The sequence below is a fragment of the Caulobacter sp. FV1ye6ST genome (assembly GCF_058681225.1).
This window is the reverse complement of the sequence record NZ_CM178733.1, coordinates 4,913,370-4,928,233: the sequence shown is the minus strand read 5'-3', so window position 1 is coordinate 4,928,233 and position 14,864 is coordinate 4,913,370. Positions and strand designations below refer to the sequence as shown.

Below are 14,864 nucleotides of genomic sequence, written 5' to 3'. Positions count from 1 at the left end.
CTCAGGCCTTCTTCTTAGGCTTGGCCTTGGCGATGTTGAACGACACCGCCTCACGGAACAGCGCCTTGAAGGCCTCGGCCGGGATCTCGACGCCCTGCGGAAAGTCGATGGCGCGGCGGACATTGCCCTCCAGGCTGGAATTGAACAGCTTGGTCGGGTCTTCCAGCGCCGCGCCATGGGCGAAGGTCGTCTTGACCACGGCCTTGTAGACCTCGCCCGTGCAGATCAGGCCGTCGTGCGACCAGACCGGCTTGCCCCACTTCCAGTCCTCGACCACGTCCGGATCGGCCTCGAGGATCAGGGCGCGCAGGCGGGCCAGGGTCTGGCCGCGCCAGTCGGGGATCGCGGCGATGGCGCGGTCGATGAGGATGGAGGCGGGGACGCCGACGTCCTCGGGTCGAGTGCTCTTCACGGCGTTCCTCCAGAAAGTTCGTCCATCAGCAAGACCAGGGCGTGGAGCGCGTCAAGAACCATTGTTCCGCGAACCGTATCGGCTAGCGTGGCCGCCTCATCGCCGGAGACATCCCTTGCGCCTGCTCGCCAAGTTCCTCGCGACCGCCCTGCTGCTGTTCGCGCCAGCCGTCCTCGCCCCGGCCGCCTTCGCCAAGCCGGCCAAAGCCGTCCCGGTGCTCACCGCCGGCGCCGTGGCCTCGCCGGACCGCTACGGGGCGCTGGCGGCGGAGGAGATCCTGAAAGCGGGCGGCAACGCGGTCGACGCGGCGGTGGCGACGGGTTTCGCCCTGGCGGTCACCTATCCCGAGGCCGGCAACCTGGGCGGCGGCGGATTCATGACCCTGTATGTGGGCGGCAAGCCCTACTTCCTCGACTACCGCGAGACGGCCCCCGCGGCGGCCTCGGCCGACATGTACCTGGGTAAGGACGGCGAGCCGGTGGAGGGCCTGTCCCTGTTCGGCAATCTGGCGGCTGGCACGCCGGGCACGGTGCGGGGCCTGGCCATGGCCCACAAGCGCTTTGGCAAGCTGCCCTGGGCGCGGGTCCTGGCCCCGGCCATCCGCCACGCCCGCGACGGTTTCGAAGTGAACGACCAGTTCGCAGGCATGCTGACCGGCGAGGTCCCGCCGCCGTTCGCCAAGACCAACTTCCGCGCCTATTTCGGTCCCCATAGGGCTGGGACGCTGTTCAAGCAGCCCGAGCTCGCCGCCACCCTGGAGCGGATCGCCAAGGGCGGCGACAAGGCGTTCTACGAGGGCGAGACCGCCGACCTGATCGTCGCCCAGATGGGGCGCGGGTCGGTGAAGGGGCTGATCACCAAGGCAGACCTCGCGGGCTACAAGGCCGTCTGGCGCGCGCCGGTCACCGCCAAGTGGCGCGGCTATGACGTCATCACCGCCCCGCCGCCCAGCTCGGGCGGCGTCGCCCTGATGCAGATGCTGCTGATGAAGCAGGACCTGGCGCCGAAGTTCAAAGGCGTCGGCCTCAACGATCCACAGTACATCCACCTGCTGGCGGAGATCGAAAAGCGCGTCTACGCCGACCGCGCGGAATATCTGGGCGATCCGGACTTCGTGAAGGTTCCGGTGTCCAACCTGATCGACCCCGCCTATGTCGCCCGGCGCGCCCGCGAGGTCGATCCGGACAGGCCGTCGCCGACCAAGGCGGTGGTTCCGGGCCTGGAGAAGCCGCAGACCACCCACTTCTCGATCGTCGATAGGTGGGGCAACGCCGTCTCCAACACCTATACGCTGAACGGCTGGTTCGGCTCGGGCGTGGTGGTCGAGGGGGCGGGCTTCCTGCTGAACGACGAGATGGACGACTTCTCGGCCAAGCCGGGCGCGCCCAACATGTTCGGCGTGGTCGGCGGCAGCGCCAACGCCATCGCGCCCCACAAGCGGCCCTTGTCCTCGATGACCCCGACCATCCTGGTCAAGGACGGCAAGCCGGCCATGGTCATCGGCACGCCGGGCGGCTCGCGGATCTTCACCTGGGTGTTCCAGGTGCTGGCCAATGTCTACGACTACGACCTGACCCTGAAGGCGGCCCAGAAGGCCCCGCGCTTCCACCACCAGCTGCTGCCGGAGAACGTGATCTTCTACGAGCCGTCCGCCCCACCCTCCGCCGCTCTGAAGGGGGCGCTGGAGACGCGCGGCTACAAGTGGGTCGAGGACTTCAGCGGCGACATGGAGGCGATTCAGATCGTCGGCAAGACGCCCGTGCCGGAGGCGGATCCGCGAGCGCGCGGCGTGGCGCTGGTGGTGAAATAGGCCTGCGCTGGCCCCCTCCACCGGCTTCGCCGGTCCCCCTCCCCCAAGAGGGGGAGGAGATTACCCCCGCGAGGCGGAGCTTTCTTCTCCGCCCCGTTTGGGGGCGGACAGACCTGCGCGAGCAGGTCAGGTGGGGGCCTGTGCTGAGCCTACAGCCCGCTGATCTCCGCGACCACCTTCAGCGCCGCCTCGCGCGGGTCGTTGGCGGCGGTGATCGGGCGGCCGCAGACCAGGTGGCTGGCGCCGGCGCGGATGGCGGCCTCGGGGGTGGCCGCGCGGGCCTGGTCGTTCTTGGCCGACCAGAAGGGGCGCACGCCGGGGGTGACGATCAGGAAGTCCGGGCGCCCGGCCTTGTTGGCTATCTCGCGGGCCAGGGCGGCTTCGTGCGGGCTGGAGACGACACCATCGACGCCAGCTTCAAGGGCTTGGCGCACGCGGCGCTCGACCAGATCGCGGGCCCCGAAGGCGTAGCCCATCTCGATCAGGTCGGCGTCGTTGAGGCTGGTCAGCACGGTCACCGCCAGGATCTTCAGGCTCGAGTCGCCCCGCGCCTTGACGGCGGCGGTCATCACCTGCGGCTCGGCGTGGACGGTCAGCAGGTCGCAGCCGCTTTGGGCCAGGACGCGCGCCGAGCGCTCCACGGTCGCGCCGATGTCGTGCAGCTTCCAATCCAGGAAGATCGACTTGCCCGAAGCCTTGAGTTCGCGGGCCAGGGCCATGCCGTCGCTGGCCAGCAGCTCCAGGCCGATCTTGTAGAACGACACCGCGTCGCCCAGGCGCTGGACCATGTCGCGGGCGTCGTCGACGGTGGGCAGGTCCAGCGGAACGATCAGGCGCGGATCGGCGGTCATGTCTTTGCCCCCAGGGGTTGGCGCGCGCGATCGTCCGCCCTAGGAAGGGCGCGGATCCGGCGCGTTGAAAGGTAAGGACGTCGAATGACCGAGGCCAAACTCGCCGTCAACTTCTTCGTCGCGCTGTTCGCCCTGATCGACCCGATCGGCAACGTGCCGCTGTTCGCCGCCGCCACCCTGGGCGCGGCCGCGGCGGGCCGGCGGATGGTGGCCGTCTATATCGGCCTGTTCGTCGCGGCCTTCCTGATCTTCTTCTTCTTCACGGGCGTGGGCCTGCTGGCCTTCTTCGGCATCTCGATGCCGGCCTTCCGCATCGCCGGCGGCGTCATCCTGTTCATTCTGGGCCTGGACATGCTGCGCGACGACTTCACCACCATGTTCGCCGACGCGGCCGAGGGCATCGAGGGCCAGTCGGCCCGGGTTTACGCCCAGAAGCGCTTCGAGCGGCTGATCGTGCCGTTCGCCATGCCGCTGCTGATCGGTCCGGGCGCGATCTCGACCGTGATCATCTACGCCGCCGAGGCCAAGCCGTTCGGCTGGGCGGGCCTGGGTCTGGGCGTGGCGGTGATCTCGGCGGTGTCGGTGGTTATGGTGGCGGTGTTCTGGGCCGCGCCGCTGATCAGCCGGATCCTGGGCCGGATCGGCATGAGCATCGTGGTGCGGGTCCTGGGCTTGATTCTCTGCGCCCTGGCGGTGCAGTTCGTGCTGATCGGCGTGGGCGACGCCACGCGCGGCCTGGTCCGGCAGGACGCCAAGGCCCCCTACGCGACCGCTAAGTAGCCGCGCGGTCTGGACAGCCTCGGTCGCGCGCGGCCATATCCCCGCCATGCGCGCTTCCGTCCCCGACGCTTCCCGGCACGACGCTGACGTCATCATCGCCGGCGCCGGCATGGCCGGCTCCACCCTGGCGCTTGCTTTAGCGTCAGGGGGCCTACGGCCGCTCCTGGTCGACCCCCAGCCGTTCGAGGCCCAGCTGGCCCCGACCTTCGACGGGCGCAGCTCGGCGATCGCCTATTCCAGCTTCCGCCAGTGGCGCGCGATTGGGGCGGGCGAGGCCCTGGCCCCGCACGCCCAGCGCATCGAGCAGATCCTGGTCACCGACGGCCGTACCCCGGGAGCGGCCGCCCGCAAGCCCTCGCCGGCCTTCCTGCGGTTCGACAGCGGCGAGATCTCGGGCCGGATCGATGGCGAGCCGCTGGGCTATCTGATCGAGAACCGCCAGATCCGCGCGGCCCTGTCCCAGGCGGTGATCGACAAGGGCATCCCTGTCATCGCCCCGATGGCGGCCAAGGCCCTGGCGGTCGAGGCGGGGGGCGCGAAGCTGACCCTGTCGGACGGCCGCGTGCTGTCGGCCCCGCTGGCGGTCAGCGCCGAGGGGCGCGGCTCGGTGCTGCGCCGGGCGGCCGGCATCGGCGAGATCGGCTGGGGCTACGGCCAGTCGGGCGTCGTCTGCACCGTGCGCATGGAGCGTCCGCACGAGGGCGTGGCCCATGAATATTTCCTGCCCAGCGGCCCGTTCGCCATCCTGCCGCTGACCGACAACCGGGCCAGCCTGGTCTGGACCGAGAGCACCGCGCGCGGCGAGGCCCTGCGCAACGCCTCGCCCGAGGCGTTCCACGCCCACCTGATGCGCCGGTTCGGCGAGTTCCTGGGCGCGGTGACGATCGAGGGGCCGACCTTCGTCTATCCGCTGTCGCTGCTGCTGGCCGAGCGCGTGACCGCTCCGCGCCTGGCCCTGATCGGCGACGCCGCCCATGGCGTTCACCCGATCGCGGGGCAGGGCCTGAACCTGGGCCTGAAGGACGCCGCGGCGTTGGCGGAGGTGCTGGTCGAAGCCGTGCGCAACGGCGAGGACATCGGCGCCGAGGCGGTGCTGGAGCGCTACGCCCGCTGGCGGCGGTTCGACACGGTCACCAACGCCCTGGCCTTCGACGCCTTCGTGCGGATCTTCTCGAACGACAATCCGCTGCTGCGCGTCGCGCGCGGGGCGGGGCTGGCCGTGGTCAACCGCATCGCGCCGGCGCGTCGGTTCTTCATGCACGAGGCCGGCGGCGGGGTGGGGGATCTGCCGAAGCTGCTGCGGGGCGTGAGTCTTTAAAGATCCTCCCCCGCGTCGCGGGGAGGTGGCCCAGAGGGCCGGAGGGGGCAAGCTGGACTCATGCCGCACTAGCCCCCTCAGTCGCTTCGCGACAGCTCCCCCGTATTACGGGGGAGCATCTACTCGGCGCTAGGCTTCTAGTTCGCGCGCCTCTTCCGGCAGCATGATCGGCACGCCGTCGCGGATCGGATAGGCCAGCTTGGCCGAGCGGCTGATCAGCTCGCCCTTGGCGCGGTCATATTCCAGCGTGCCGCGGGTCACGGGGCACACCAGCACTTCCAGCAGGCGCGGGTCGACATCGATGGTCGGAGCAGGGGCGTCTTGAGTCATGGGCCGTGTCTACTGGATCGAATGGGGTTCGTCATCGTCCCCCGAGGCCGCGTCGATCTCCAGCAGCGTCGTCAGGGTCGCCTTGCGTTCGAAGATGGTCTCGGCCTCCAGCAGGGCCTGCTTTTCCATCGGGTCGAAGGGCAGGGCCATGGCCAGACTGTTGATCAGGGCGTCGGACGGCGCGCTCTCGGCGTCGGTCCAGTCGATGGCCAGGCCCCGGTGGTCGAGATAGCGGCGCAGGGCGCCCAGCAGTCGATCGATGTCGGCGGCGGTGCGGGCGCCGCTCTGTTCCTCGCGCAGGTCGGATTCGTAAGGGGCGAAGTCGGCGCGGATCTGGCGATAGGGCGTGCGCACCGGCAGTTCGTCGCCGGTCCTGAAGCGGCAGACGCCGGTCAGGGTGATCAGGTAGCGACCGTCGCTGGTCTCGGCGAAGCTGGTCACCCGGCCAGCGCAGCCGACGGGGGCCAGCATGGGCCGATGCGGATCGTCTTCCTTGCCGGGAGCCTGCGGACGGGTCTGGACCATGCCGATGATCCGCTCGCCCGACATGGCGTCGTCCAGCATGTTCAGATAGCGCGGCTCGAAGATGTTCAGCGGCAAATGGCCGCCGGGCAGCAACAGGACCCCGTCCAGCGGGAACACCGGGATCACCAGCGGAAGGTCACCGAGCTTTCGGTAGTTCCCCTGCATCCCTTTGCTCCTCTTTCCTTCTCGGCCTGACGGACGCCGAAACCAGCGGCCACTCTCGGCCGCCAGACCTTTAGCTGAACAGAATCGAGGACAGCTTCCGCCGTCCTTGCTTGGCGACCTCGGAGGTCGGTCCGGCGGCCTCGAACACCGTCAGCAGCTGCTTGCGGGCCGCATCGTCGTTCCAGGCGCGGTCGCGGGCGATGATGGCTAGAAGGTGGTCCGCCGCCTCCTGCAGTCGCCCGGTTCCGGCCAGGGCCTTGGCCAGCTCCAGGCGGGCCTCGTGATCGTCGGGATCGGAGGCCAGCCGCCTTTCGAAGGCGGCGGTCTCGGACGGGGCGTCCTGGGCCAGCGCCAGGGCGGCCCGGGCGGCGTCCAGGTCCGGGTCCTTGGCGTCGGCGGGGGCCATGGCCACGACCTCGGCCGCGCCTTCCATGTCGCCGCCCAGCAGATAGGCGCGCGCCATGCCGCCCAGGGCCTTGATGTTCTCGGGATCGGTTTGCAAGGCCTGGGCGAAGGCCTGGGCCGCGCCGCCGATGTCGCCGATCTCCAGCGATTCCTTGCCCAGCGCGATCAGGTCGTCGATGGCGCTGGGGCCGCCCGCGCCGCCCAGCTTCTCGACGAAGGCCTTGACCTGGCTCTCGGGCAGGGCGCCCTGGAACGCGTCCACGGGACGCCCATCGACGAAAGCGTAGACGGTGGGGATGGACTGCACGCGCAGCTGGCCGGCGAAGCCCGGATTGGCGTCGACGTCTATCTTGACCAGCTTCACCGCGCCGTTGGCGGCGTTGACGACCTTTTCCAGCGCGGGCGTCAGCTGGCGGCACGGACCGCACCAGGTGGCCCAGAAGTCGACGATGACCGGCTGGGTCTTGGAGGCCTCGATGACGTCGGCCATGAAGCTGGCGTCCGTACCGTCCTTGATGTGCTCGCTCTTGGCCCCATTCCCGGAGGTGGGGGTCGCGGTTTTTGCGCCGATCAGCATCGGGTCTCTCGTGTACTCAAGGTGGGAACGCTCGAAGCCGCAAGATGGTCCTTCGAGGGGCGAGGCGCAATGTCTTGGTCGCACGGTCCATAATCCGCTCATCCCCGACTGGGATGAGCGGATGGGGCTAGTCCACCACCCGCATGGCCGCGAAATCGACGATCATCGGCTCGATTCCCAAAGCCGCCAGGAACTCGCGGAAGTCGGCCTGCGACACCGCCGTGGTGGCGTCGTTGCCTAGGGGGTGGAAGTTGACCGGGTCGCTGTCGGCCAGGGCCTTGTCCAGCACGAAGCGCACTCGCCGGTCGGCGTCGTTGATCAGGCCGAAGGCGGTGACCGAGCCAGGCCGCACGCCCAGGGTCTCGACCATCATGGCCTCGGGGCCGAACGACAGTCGGCCCGAGCCGATCACCGTGTGCAGGCGCTTGAGGTCGATCGTGGTCTCGCCCAGGGCCGAGATCAGCCACAGCTGGCCCTTGGCGTCCTTGAGGAACAGGTTCTTGGTGTGGCCGCCGGGCAGGGCCTTCTTGATCTCCAGCCCCTCCTCGACGCGGAACACCGGCGGGTGGTCGAGGGTCGAGTGCTTCACGCCGTGCGCGTCGAAGAAGGCGAAGAGGTCGGTTCGGGTCTTCATGCGGCTCTACTAGACGGCCCGAAGCCCTCAGCCTAGACCTGAGTCTGGGCAGGAAAACCGACAAAGGACCGGCATGGAACTGGAGTGCTATCCCACCGAGAACCGTCCGCCGGATATCGTTCCGGGCCGCCCGCAGCGGGCGTGGATGGATCATTTCGCCGATCGCCACCCCTATCGCTGCCTGCCGCTGACCATGGCCAACACCACCGGCTGGGACATCCTCTGTCCGGTCGGCTTCTCGATGAGCTGGGACGGCGGGGCGCACCAGGAGTGCATCAAGTTCCAGCCCGACCATCCGTATCCGGGCTTCACCGACTTCGTGAAGTCGCACTTCACGCGTGGCGTTGTGACCTTCCACACCGGCTATCTGTTCCGCACGCCGCCGGGCTGGTCGCTGATGGCCATGGGACCGCCCAATCACATCAAGGACGGCATCCAGCCGCTGGCCGGCGTGATCGAGACCGACTGGCTGCCGTTTCCCTTCACGATGAACTGGATGTTCACGCGGCCGGGCACGGTGCGGTTCGAGAAGGGCGAGACCTTCTGCTTCATCATGCCGATCCAGGACAAGCCGATGGAGGCCTTCCAGCCGGTGATCCGCTCGATGAACTCCAACGCCGACCTGCGTCGCCAGTACGACGTCTGGGCCGAGAAGCGCAGCGAGTTCAACAAGCTGATCTTCAAGCGCGACCCGGAGGCGACCAAGGAGGCCTGGCAGCGCTTTTACTTCAAGGGCGAGTACCCGGAAGAGATCCAGGCCGAGGCCCCCAGCCACCACGTCAACAAGCGGCGGATGAAGGCCCCGAAGGTGGGGGCCTAAGCCGCCTTCACGGCCGACACGATCGACTTCACGACCTTCTTCACCAGGGCGGGATCGTCCCCCTCGGCCATGATGCGGATCAGCGGTTCGGTGCCGGAGGCGCGCACGACGATGCGGCCGGCGCCGTTCAGCTGGCTCTCGCCGTCGGCGATGGCCTCCTTCACGGCCTTGGCTTCCAGCGGCTTGCCGCCGGCGAAGCGGACGTTTTCAAGCAACTGCGGCACGGGCTCGAACTGGCGGCCCAGCGCGCTCATCGGCTTGCCGGTCTGGACCATCACGGCCAGCACCTGCAGGGCGGCGATCAGGCCGTCGCCCGTTGTCGACAGGTCCGACAGGATCACGTGGCCCGACTGCTCGCCGCCGAGGTTGAAACCGCCCTCGCGCATACGCTGCATGACGTAGCGGTCGCCGACGGCGGTGCGTTCCAGGCTCAGGCCCAGGCCGTTCAGCTGGCGCTCGAGGCCCAGGTTCGACATCACGGTGGCCACGACACCGCCGCCCTTCAGGCTTCCGGCGCTGGCCAGGGCCGTGGCGATGATGGCCATGATCTGGTCGCCGTCGACGACCACGCCCTTCTCGTCGCAGATCACCAGCCGGTCGGCGTCGCCGTCCAGGGCGATGCCGATGTCGGCGCGGTATTCGCGGACCATCCTGGCCATGGCCTCCGGATGGGTCGAGCCGCACTCGGCGTTGATGTTCGTGCCGTTCGGGGTCACGCCGACCGGGAACACCTCGGCGCCCAGCTCGTACAGGGCCTCGGGCGCGACCTTGTAGGCCGCGCCGTTGGCGCAATCGATGACGACGCGCAGGCCCGACAGGTTCATGTGGCGGGGGAAGGTCGCCTTGACGATCTCGATATAGCGGGCCTGGGCGTCGTCGATGCGCTTGACGCGGCCCAGGTCGCGCGGGGCGGCCAGGCCTTCCTGCAGACCCTCGTCCATCAGGGCCTCGATCTTCAGCTCCTGGGCGTCGGACAGCTTGTAGCCGTCGGGACCGAACAGCTTGATGCCGTTGTCGGCGAAGTCGTTGTGGCTGGCCGAGATCATGATCCCGAGGTCGGCGCGCATCGAGCGGGTCATCATGGCCACGGCCGGAGTCGGCAGGGGGCCAAACAGCCGCACGTCCATGCCGACGCTGGCCAGGCCGGCGACCAGGGCGGGCTCGATCATGTAGCCCGACAGGCGGGTGTCCTTGCCGATCACCACCAGGTGCCGCCGCTCGTCCTGCGAGCGGAACAGCTTGCCGGCCGCGAGTCCGACGCGCAGGGCCACCTCGGCGGTCATCGGATGCTTGTTGGCCTGGCCCCGGATGCCGTCGGTGCCGAAATAGGCGCGCTTGCTCATGGTCGTCTTCTGGTCTCTTTGAAGCCATCGTCGGACCGCGAAACGATCCGAAATGCAGATTTACGGGAGACCGCCTTGAGCGAGTGCTAAAGGCCGGCTTCGAAATCCTCGCGTGGCTAGGGATAATCCTGTCGTCGCGTTCTACAAGGGATCATGGCCCATGTGCGGCATTATCGGCATCGTCGGAAAACAACCCGTCGCCGAGCGTCTGATCGAGAGCCTCAAGCGGCTCGAATATCGGGGCTATGACTCCGCGGGCGTCGCGGGCGTCGTCGTCGGCTCCAATGGCGAAACGAGGGTCGAGCGCCGCCGGGCCAAGGGCAAGATCAAGGCGCTGGAAGCCGTTCTGGCCGAGGACCCGCTGGTCGCCACCACCGGCATCGGCCACACCCGCTGGGCGACCCACGGCGCGCCCAACGTCCAGAACGCCCACCCGCACACGGCGGGCCGCGTCACCCTGGTCCACAATGGCATCATCGAGAACTTCGCCGAGCTGAAGGCCGAGCTGGCCGCCGCCGGCCGCACCTTCTCCAGCGACACCGACACCGAGGTGATCGCCCACCTGATCGACGCCGAACTGGCCACGGGCCTGGGCCCGCTGGAGGCCTTCAAGACCGCCCTGGACCGCCTGACCGGCGCCTATGCCCTGGCCGTGTTGATCGAGGGCGAGAACGACCTGATCCTGGGCGCGCGTCGCGGCAGCCCGCTGGTCGTGGGCGAGGGTCAGGGCGAGATGTTCCTGGGCTCGGACGCCCTGGCCGTCGGTCCGTTCACCAACCGCGTCGTCTATCTGGACGAGGGCGACTATGTGGCGCTCGACCACGACAGCTACCGGATCTTCGACGCCACGGGGGCGGCCGTGACCCGCGCCGTGCGCGTTGTGCCGACCTCGTCGGTGATGCTGGAGAAGGGCAACTACCGGCACTTCATGGAAAAGGAGATCCATGACCAGCCGGAGGGCTGCCAACGCACGATCGCGGCCTATGTCGACACCCTCACCGCCAGGGCCGCCGTGCCCGGCGACATCGACTTCGCCAAGCTGGAACGCATCCAGATCGTCGCCTGCGGCACCTCGTTCATCGCCGGCATGGTCGGCAAGTACCTGATCGAGCAGCTGGCCGATCTGCCGGTCGATGTCGAGATCGCCTCGGAGTTCCGCTACCGCCAGCCGGCCCTGCGGCCGGGTTCGCTGGTCATCGCCATGTCGCAGTCGGGCGAGACCGCCGACACCCTGGCGGCCCTGCGCTACTGCAAGGCCAAGGGCATGAAGAGCGCGGTGGTGGTCAACGCCCAGGAATCGACCATGGCCCGCGAGGTCGACGTCGTGTGGCCCATCCACTGCGGTCCCGAGATCGGCGTCGCCTCGACCAAGGCCTTCACCGCCCAGGTCAGCGTGATGATCGCCCTGGCCGTCGCCGCCGCCAAGCAGCGCGGGACGATCGACGAGGCCGAGGAGCAGCGCCTGGTCAGGGTGCTGCTGGAGGCCCCCCGCCTGATCGCCGAGGCCATAGGCCTGGAAGACGCCATCAAGGAGATCGCCGTCGACGTCGCCAAGGCCCGCGACGTGCTCTATCTGGGCCGCGGCCCGATGTCGGCCCTGGCCCTGGAAGGCGCGCTGAAGCTGAAGGAAATCAGCTATATCCACGCCGAGGGCTATGCGGCCGGCGAGCTCAAGCACGGCCCGATCGCCCTGGTCGACGACCAGACCCCGATCGTCATCCTGGCGCCCCATGACAGCTATTTCGAGAAGTCGGCCTCGAACATGAGCGAGGTCATGGCCCGGGGCGGCCAGGTGATCTTCATCACCGACACCGAGGGCGTGAAGCACGCGCCGGCGGGGGCCAAGGTGGTGGTCACCGCGCCGGCCAGCGACCCGCTGGTCTCGACCCTGGTGATGTCGGCCCCGATCCAGCTCTTGGCCTACCACGTGGCGGTGGTGAAAGGCGCGGACGTCGACCAGCCCCGGAACCTGGCCAAGTCGGTGACGGTGGAGTAGGGCGGCTTAGATGCTCCCCCGCGATGCGGGGGAGCTGTCGCGAAGCGGCTGAGGGGGCTAGCTGGGTCGGGGCCGAGTTGGCCCCCTCCGGCCCTCCGGGCCACCTCCCCCGCATCGCGGGGGAGGATCTATGGCGCCCTAGCCGTTCAGCGCTGAATTCTTCCGCGAATACCCGAAGTACACCGCGCACGCCGCCGCGACCCAGACCGCGAACAGCGCCCAGGTATCCAGCGGCAGCCCGATGATCAGATAGCCGCAGAACGCCACGCTCAGCACCGGCACGACCGGATAGAGCGGTACGCGGTAGCCGCGCGGCAGATCCGGCTGCGTCCGCCGCAGGATGATCACCCCCAGCGAGACGATGGCGAAGGCGATCAGGGTGCCCATGCTGGTCAGGTTGACCAGCACGTCCAGCGGCACGAACGCCGCCAGCACGGCGATGAACATGGCCACGATATAGGTGTTGAGGTCCGGGGCGCGGGTCTTGGGATGCAGGCGCTGAAACGCCTTGGGCAGCAAACCATCGCGGCTCATGGCGTAGAGAATCCGCGTCTGGCCGTACATGACCACCAGGGTGATCGAGAAGATCGACACGATGGCGCCGACGCACAGGATCAGCGAGGTCCAGGCCTGGCCCGTCAGGTCGCGCAGGATCACCGCCAGCCCCGCCTCCTGGCCCTTGAACTCGGTCCAGGGCTGGGCCCCGACGGCGGCCAGGGCGACCAGGATGTAGACCGCCGTGACGATCAGCAGGCTCAGCACGATACCCAGCGGCAGGGTCTTGCGCGGATCCTTGACCTCTTCCCCCGCCGTCGAGACCGCGTCGATGCCGATATAGGAGAAGAAGATCGACGAGGCCGCCGCGCCCACGCCGGCCACGCCCATCGGCATGAACGGCGTCAGGTTGCCGGCGTGGAAGCCGCTGAAGGCGATGACCACGAAGAACAGCAGGACGAGCAGCTTCAGCACCACCAGCACGGCGTTGATGGTGGTCGACTCCTTCACCCCGCGCAGCAGCAGCACCATGCAGGCCCCGACCAGCACCACGGCCGGGAGGTTGAACACCCCGCCCGCGCCCGGCGCCTTGGCGATGGCGTCGGGCATCTTCACGCCGATCAGGTCGACCAGCATCTCGTTCAGATACTGGCCCCAGCCCACGGCGATGGCCGAGGCCGAGACGGCGTATTCCAGCAAGAGGCACGCGCCGACGATGAAGGCCACGAACTCGCCCAGGGTCGCGTAGGCGTAGGAGTAGGAGGAGCCCGACACGGGAATGGTCGAGGCCAGCTCGGCATAGCACAGGGCCGTCAGGGCCGCGGTGATCCCGGCCAGCACGAACGACAAGATCACGGCCGGACCCGCCGCCGGCACGGCGGTGGTCAAGGCCACGAAGATGCCGGTGCCGATCGTGGCGCCCACGCCCAGCATGGTCAGCTGGAACAGGCCGATCGTGCGCGGCAAGTGCTCGGGCGGATGCTCGCCCTGGACCTGGGCGACGGGCTTGCGGCGGAGAAGGTCGGCCGCGCGGAACGGGGCCATGGCGGCTCCTTGCAAAACAAGGCGGCGCTATAGCTTCATCGACCCAACCTTGTCATCCCGGCCGTAGCGAAGCGGAGAGCCGGGACCCAGGGGCAACCGCAGTGCGCCGGCCCCTGGGTCCCGGACAGCCTCTGTGAGGCTTCCGGGATGACAAGAAGAGGTTAGGCCTTCAGCAGGTAATCCCGCGTCAGGGGCGTCGCGTCGCGCTTCTTGGCCAGCTGGATCTGGAAGACCATGTGGCCGCCGTGCCGGAAGCCCAGCTCGGCGCCCGCCAGATAGAACTCCCACATCCGCCGGAACCGCGCGTCGAACATCGTCGGGATGTCGGGATCGGCCATGAACCGCTCGCGCCAGATGCGGCAGGTCTCGGCATAGTGCAGCCGCAGGATCTCGACGTCGGTGATCCACAGACCGGCCTGCTCGATGGCCGTGACGATCTCGGACAGGCCGGGGATGTAGCCGCCCGGGAAGATGTATTTCTGGGTGAAGGCGTTGGTCGCGCCCGGCCCGTGCATCTTGCCGATCGAGTGGACCAGGGCCACGCCGTCCTCGTCCAGCAGCTTGGCGATGGTCTCGAAATAGGTGCGGAAGTTCGGCGCGCCGACGTGTTCCAGCATGCCGACCGAGACGATGCGGTCGAATGTCTCGTCCAGGTCGCGATAATCGGTCAGGCGGAAGTCGGTCTTGTCGGCCAGGCCCGCCTTCTCGGCCCGTTCCTTGGCCAGGGCCAGTTGTTCGGTCGACAGGGTCACGCCCGTCATCTGGGCCCCGAAGTCCTTGGCGAGCGTCATCGAAAGCCCGCCCCAGCCCGAGCCGATGTCGAGCGTCCTCATGCCCGGCTTGATCAGCAGCTTGCGGCCGATCAGCGCCTTCTTGGCGGCCTGGGCCTCTTCCAGCGTCATGTCCGGACGCTCGAAATAGGCGCAGCTGTACTGCATGTCGGCGTCGAGGAACCGGCGATAGAGGTCGTTCGACAGGTCGTAGTGGTGCGAGACGTTCCTGCGGGAGGCCACCCGATCGTTGACCTGCTGCACCCGCCGCTTCAGCGCCTTGCGGAAGCGGGTGAAGGCCGAGCCGCGCTTGGGCTTGCGGCCGCCGCTTTCGCCGACGATGGTCAGGAGGTCCGAGATCGAGCCCTGTTCGAAGACGATGTCGCCTTCCATGTACCCTTCGCCCAGGCCCAGGCTGGGATTGGCCAGTCGGCGAAGCCCCCGGCTGTTGATCCGGATGGCCACCGGCGGGCCCGTGCCGTCTCCGGCCTTGATGACGCGACCTCCCGGCAGGTGCGCCGTGAAATCGCCGGTCTTGATCATTCTGGAGAGCAGGGCTTCGATCATCCCCCCAACTTAAGCTGAAGTT

Annotated in this window: 15 protein-coding genes; 6 read left to right on the top strand and 9 right to left on the bottom strand. The window is 68.4% G+C overall.

Features of this window, described 5'->3' with window-relative positions; translation table 11 throughout:
- Position 1: 1 nt before the first annotated feature.
- Complete coding sequence (locus ACW175_RS23435; protein ID WP_492102308.1) at positions 2-412, bottom strand: DUF1801 domain-containing protein; 411 nt, start codon at positions 410-412, stop codon at positions 2-4.
- Positions 413-527: 115 nt separating this feature from the next.
- On the opposite strand from ACW175_RS23435, the gene ggt reads away from it, so the two are divergent.
- Entirely contained in the window at positions 528-2,222 is a 1,695-nt protein-coding gene (gene ggt, locus ACW175_RS23430) for a gamma-glutamyltransferase (protein ID WP_492102307.1), read from the top strand.
- Positions 2,223-2,371: 149 nt separating this feature from the next.
- On the opposite strand, the gene pyrF is transcribed toward ggt, so the two are convergent.
- Positions 2,372-3,073, bottom strand: coding sequence for an orotidine-5'-phosphate decarboxylase (gene pyrF, locus ACW175_RS23425; RefSeq protein WP_492102306.1), 702 nt, complete (start codon positions 3,071-3,073; stop codon positions 2,372-2,374).
- Between the two features lie 84 nt (positions 3,074-3,157).
- On the opposite strand from pyrF, the gene ACW175_RS23420 reads away from it, so the two are divergent.
- Positions 3,158-3,853, top strand: a complete 696-nt coding sequence (locus ACW175_RS23420) for a MarC family protein (protein WP_492102305.1) — start codon at positions 3,158-3,160, stop codon at positions 3,851-3,853.
- Positions 3,854-3,899: 46 nt separating this feature from the next.
- Positions 3,900-5,171 carry a UbiH/UbiF/VisC/COQ6 family ubiquinone biosynthesis hydroxylase gene (locus tag ACW175_RS23415; RefSeq protein WP_492102304.1) on the top strand — a complete coding sequence of 424 codons (1,272 nt, stop codon included), beginning with the start codon at positions 3,900-3,902 and terminating at the stop codon, positions 5,169-5,171.
- Between the two features lie 129 nt (positions 5,172-5,300).
- Here ACW175_RS23415 and ACW175_RS23410 read toward each other — a convergent pair whose 3' ends face one another.
- The 4 genes from ACW175_RS23410 to ACW175_RS23395 all read right to left on the bottom strand — a co-directional run bounded on the left by ACW175_RS23410 (position 5,301) and on the right by ACW175_RS23395 (position 7,807).
- The gene (locus ACW175_RS23410) at positions 5,301-5,501 is read right to left on the bottom strand and encodes a Trm112 family protein (protein ID WP_492102303.1); all 201 of its coding nucleotides are present in this window, start codon (positions 5,499-5,501) and stop codon (positions 5,301-5,303) included.
- Between the two features lie 9 nt (positions 5,502-5,510).
- A complete protein-coding gene (locus ACW175_RS23405) occupies positions 5,511-6,191 on the bottom strand; it encodes an LON peptidase substrate-binding domain-containing protein (protein WP_492102302.1) in 681 nt (226 codons plus the stop codon).
- 70 nt (positions 6,192-6,261) lie between these two features.
- Positions 6,262-7,173: a tetratricopeptide repeat protein gene (locus tag ACW175_RS23400; protein WP_492102301.1), complete on the bottom strand. Its 912-nt coding sequence runs from the start codon at positions 7,171-7,173 to the stop codon at positions 6,262-6,264.
- A 127-nt stretch (positions 7,174-7,300) separates the two neighbouring features.
- The gene (locus ACW175_RS23395; RefSeq protein WP_492102300.1) at positions 7,301-7,807 is read right to left on the bottom strand and encodes a prolyl-tRNA synthetase associated domain-containing protein; all 507 of its coding nucleotides are present in this window, start codon (positions 7,805-7,807) and stop codon (positions 7,301-7,303) included.
- A gap of 73 nt (positions 7,808-7,880) precedes the next feature.
- Here ACW175_RS23395 and ACW175_RS23390 point away from each other — a divergent pair, with 73 nt between their 5' ends.
- Entirely contained in the window at positions 7,881-8,627 is a 747-nt protein-coding gene (locus ACW175_RS23390) for a DUF6065 family protein (protein ID WP_492102299.1), read from the top strand.
- Here ACW175_RS23390 and glmM read toward each other — a convergent pair.
- Complete coding sequence (gene glmM, locus ACW175_RS23385) at positions 8,624-9,970, bottom strand: phosphoglucosamine mutase (RefSeq protein WP_492102298.1); 1,347 nt, start codon at positions 9,968-9,970, stop codon at positions 8,624-8,626. The genes ACW175_RS23390 and glmM overlap by 4 nt on opposite strands.
- Before the next feature lie 160 nt (positions 9,971-10,130).
- Between glmM and glmS the strand changes: the two genes are divergently transcribed.
- A complete protein-coding gene (gene glmS, locus ACW175_RS23380) occupies positions 10,131-11,966 on the top strand; it encodes a glutamine--fructose-6-phosphate transaminase (isomerizing) (protein WP_492102297.1) in 1,836 nt (611 codons plus the stop codon).
- Between the two features lie 138 nt (positions 11,967-12,104).
- Here glmS and ACW175_RS23375 read toward each other — a convergent pair whose 3' ends face one another.
- The gene (locus tag ACW175_RS23375; protein WP_492102296.1) at positions 12,105-13,505 is read right to left on the bottom strand and encodes an amino acid permease; all 1,401 of its coding nucleotides are present in this window, start codon (positions 13,503-13,505) and stop codon (positions 12,105-12,107) included.
- A 29-nt stretch (positions 13,506-13,534) separates the two neighbouring features.
- Here ACW175_RS23375 and ACW175_RS23370 point away from each other — a divergent pair, with 29 nt between their 5' ends.
- Positions 13,535-13,642 carry a hypothetical protein gene (locus ACW175_RS23370; RefSeq protein ID WP_492105037.1) on the top strand — a complete coding sequence of 36 codons (108 nt, stop codon included), beginning with the start codon at positions 13,535-13,537 and terminating at the stop codon, positions 13,640-13,642.
- A 24-nt stretch (positions 13,643-13,666) separates the two neighbouring features.
- Here ACW175_RS23370 and ACW175_RS23365 read toward each other — a convergent pair whose 3' ends face one another.
- Positions 13,667-14,842, bottom strand: a complete 1,176-nt coding sequence (locus tag ACW175_RS23365; RefSeq protein ID WP_492102295.1) for a class I SAM-dependent methyltransferase — start codon at positions 14,840-14,842, stop codon at positions 13,667-13,669.
- Positions 14,843-14,864: the final 22 nt, after the last annotated feature.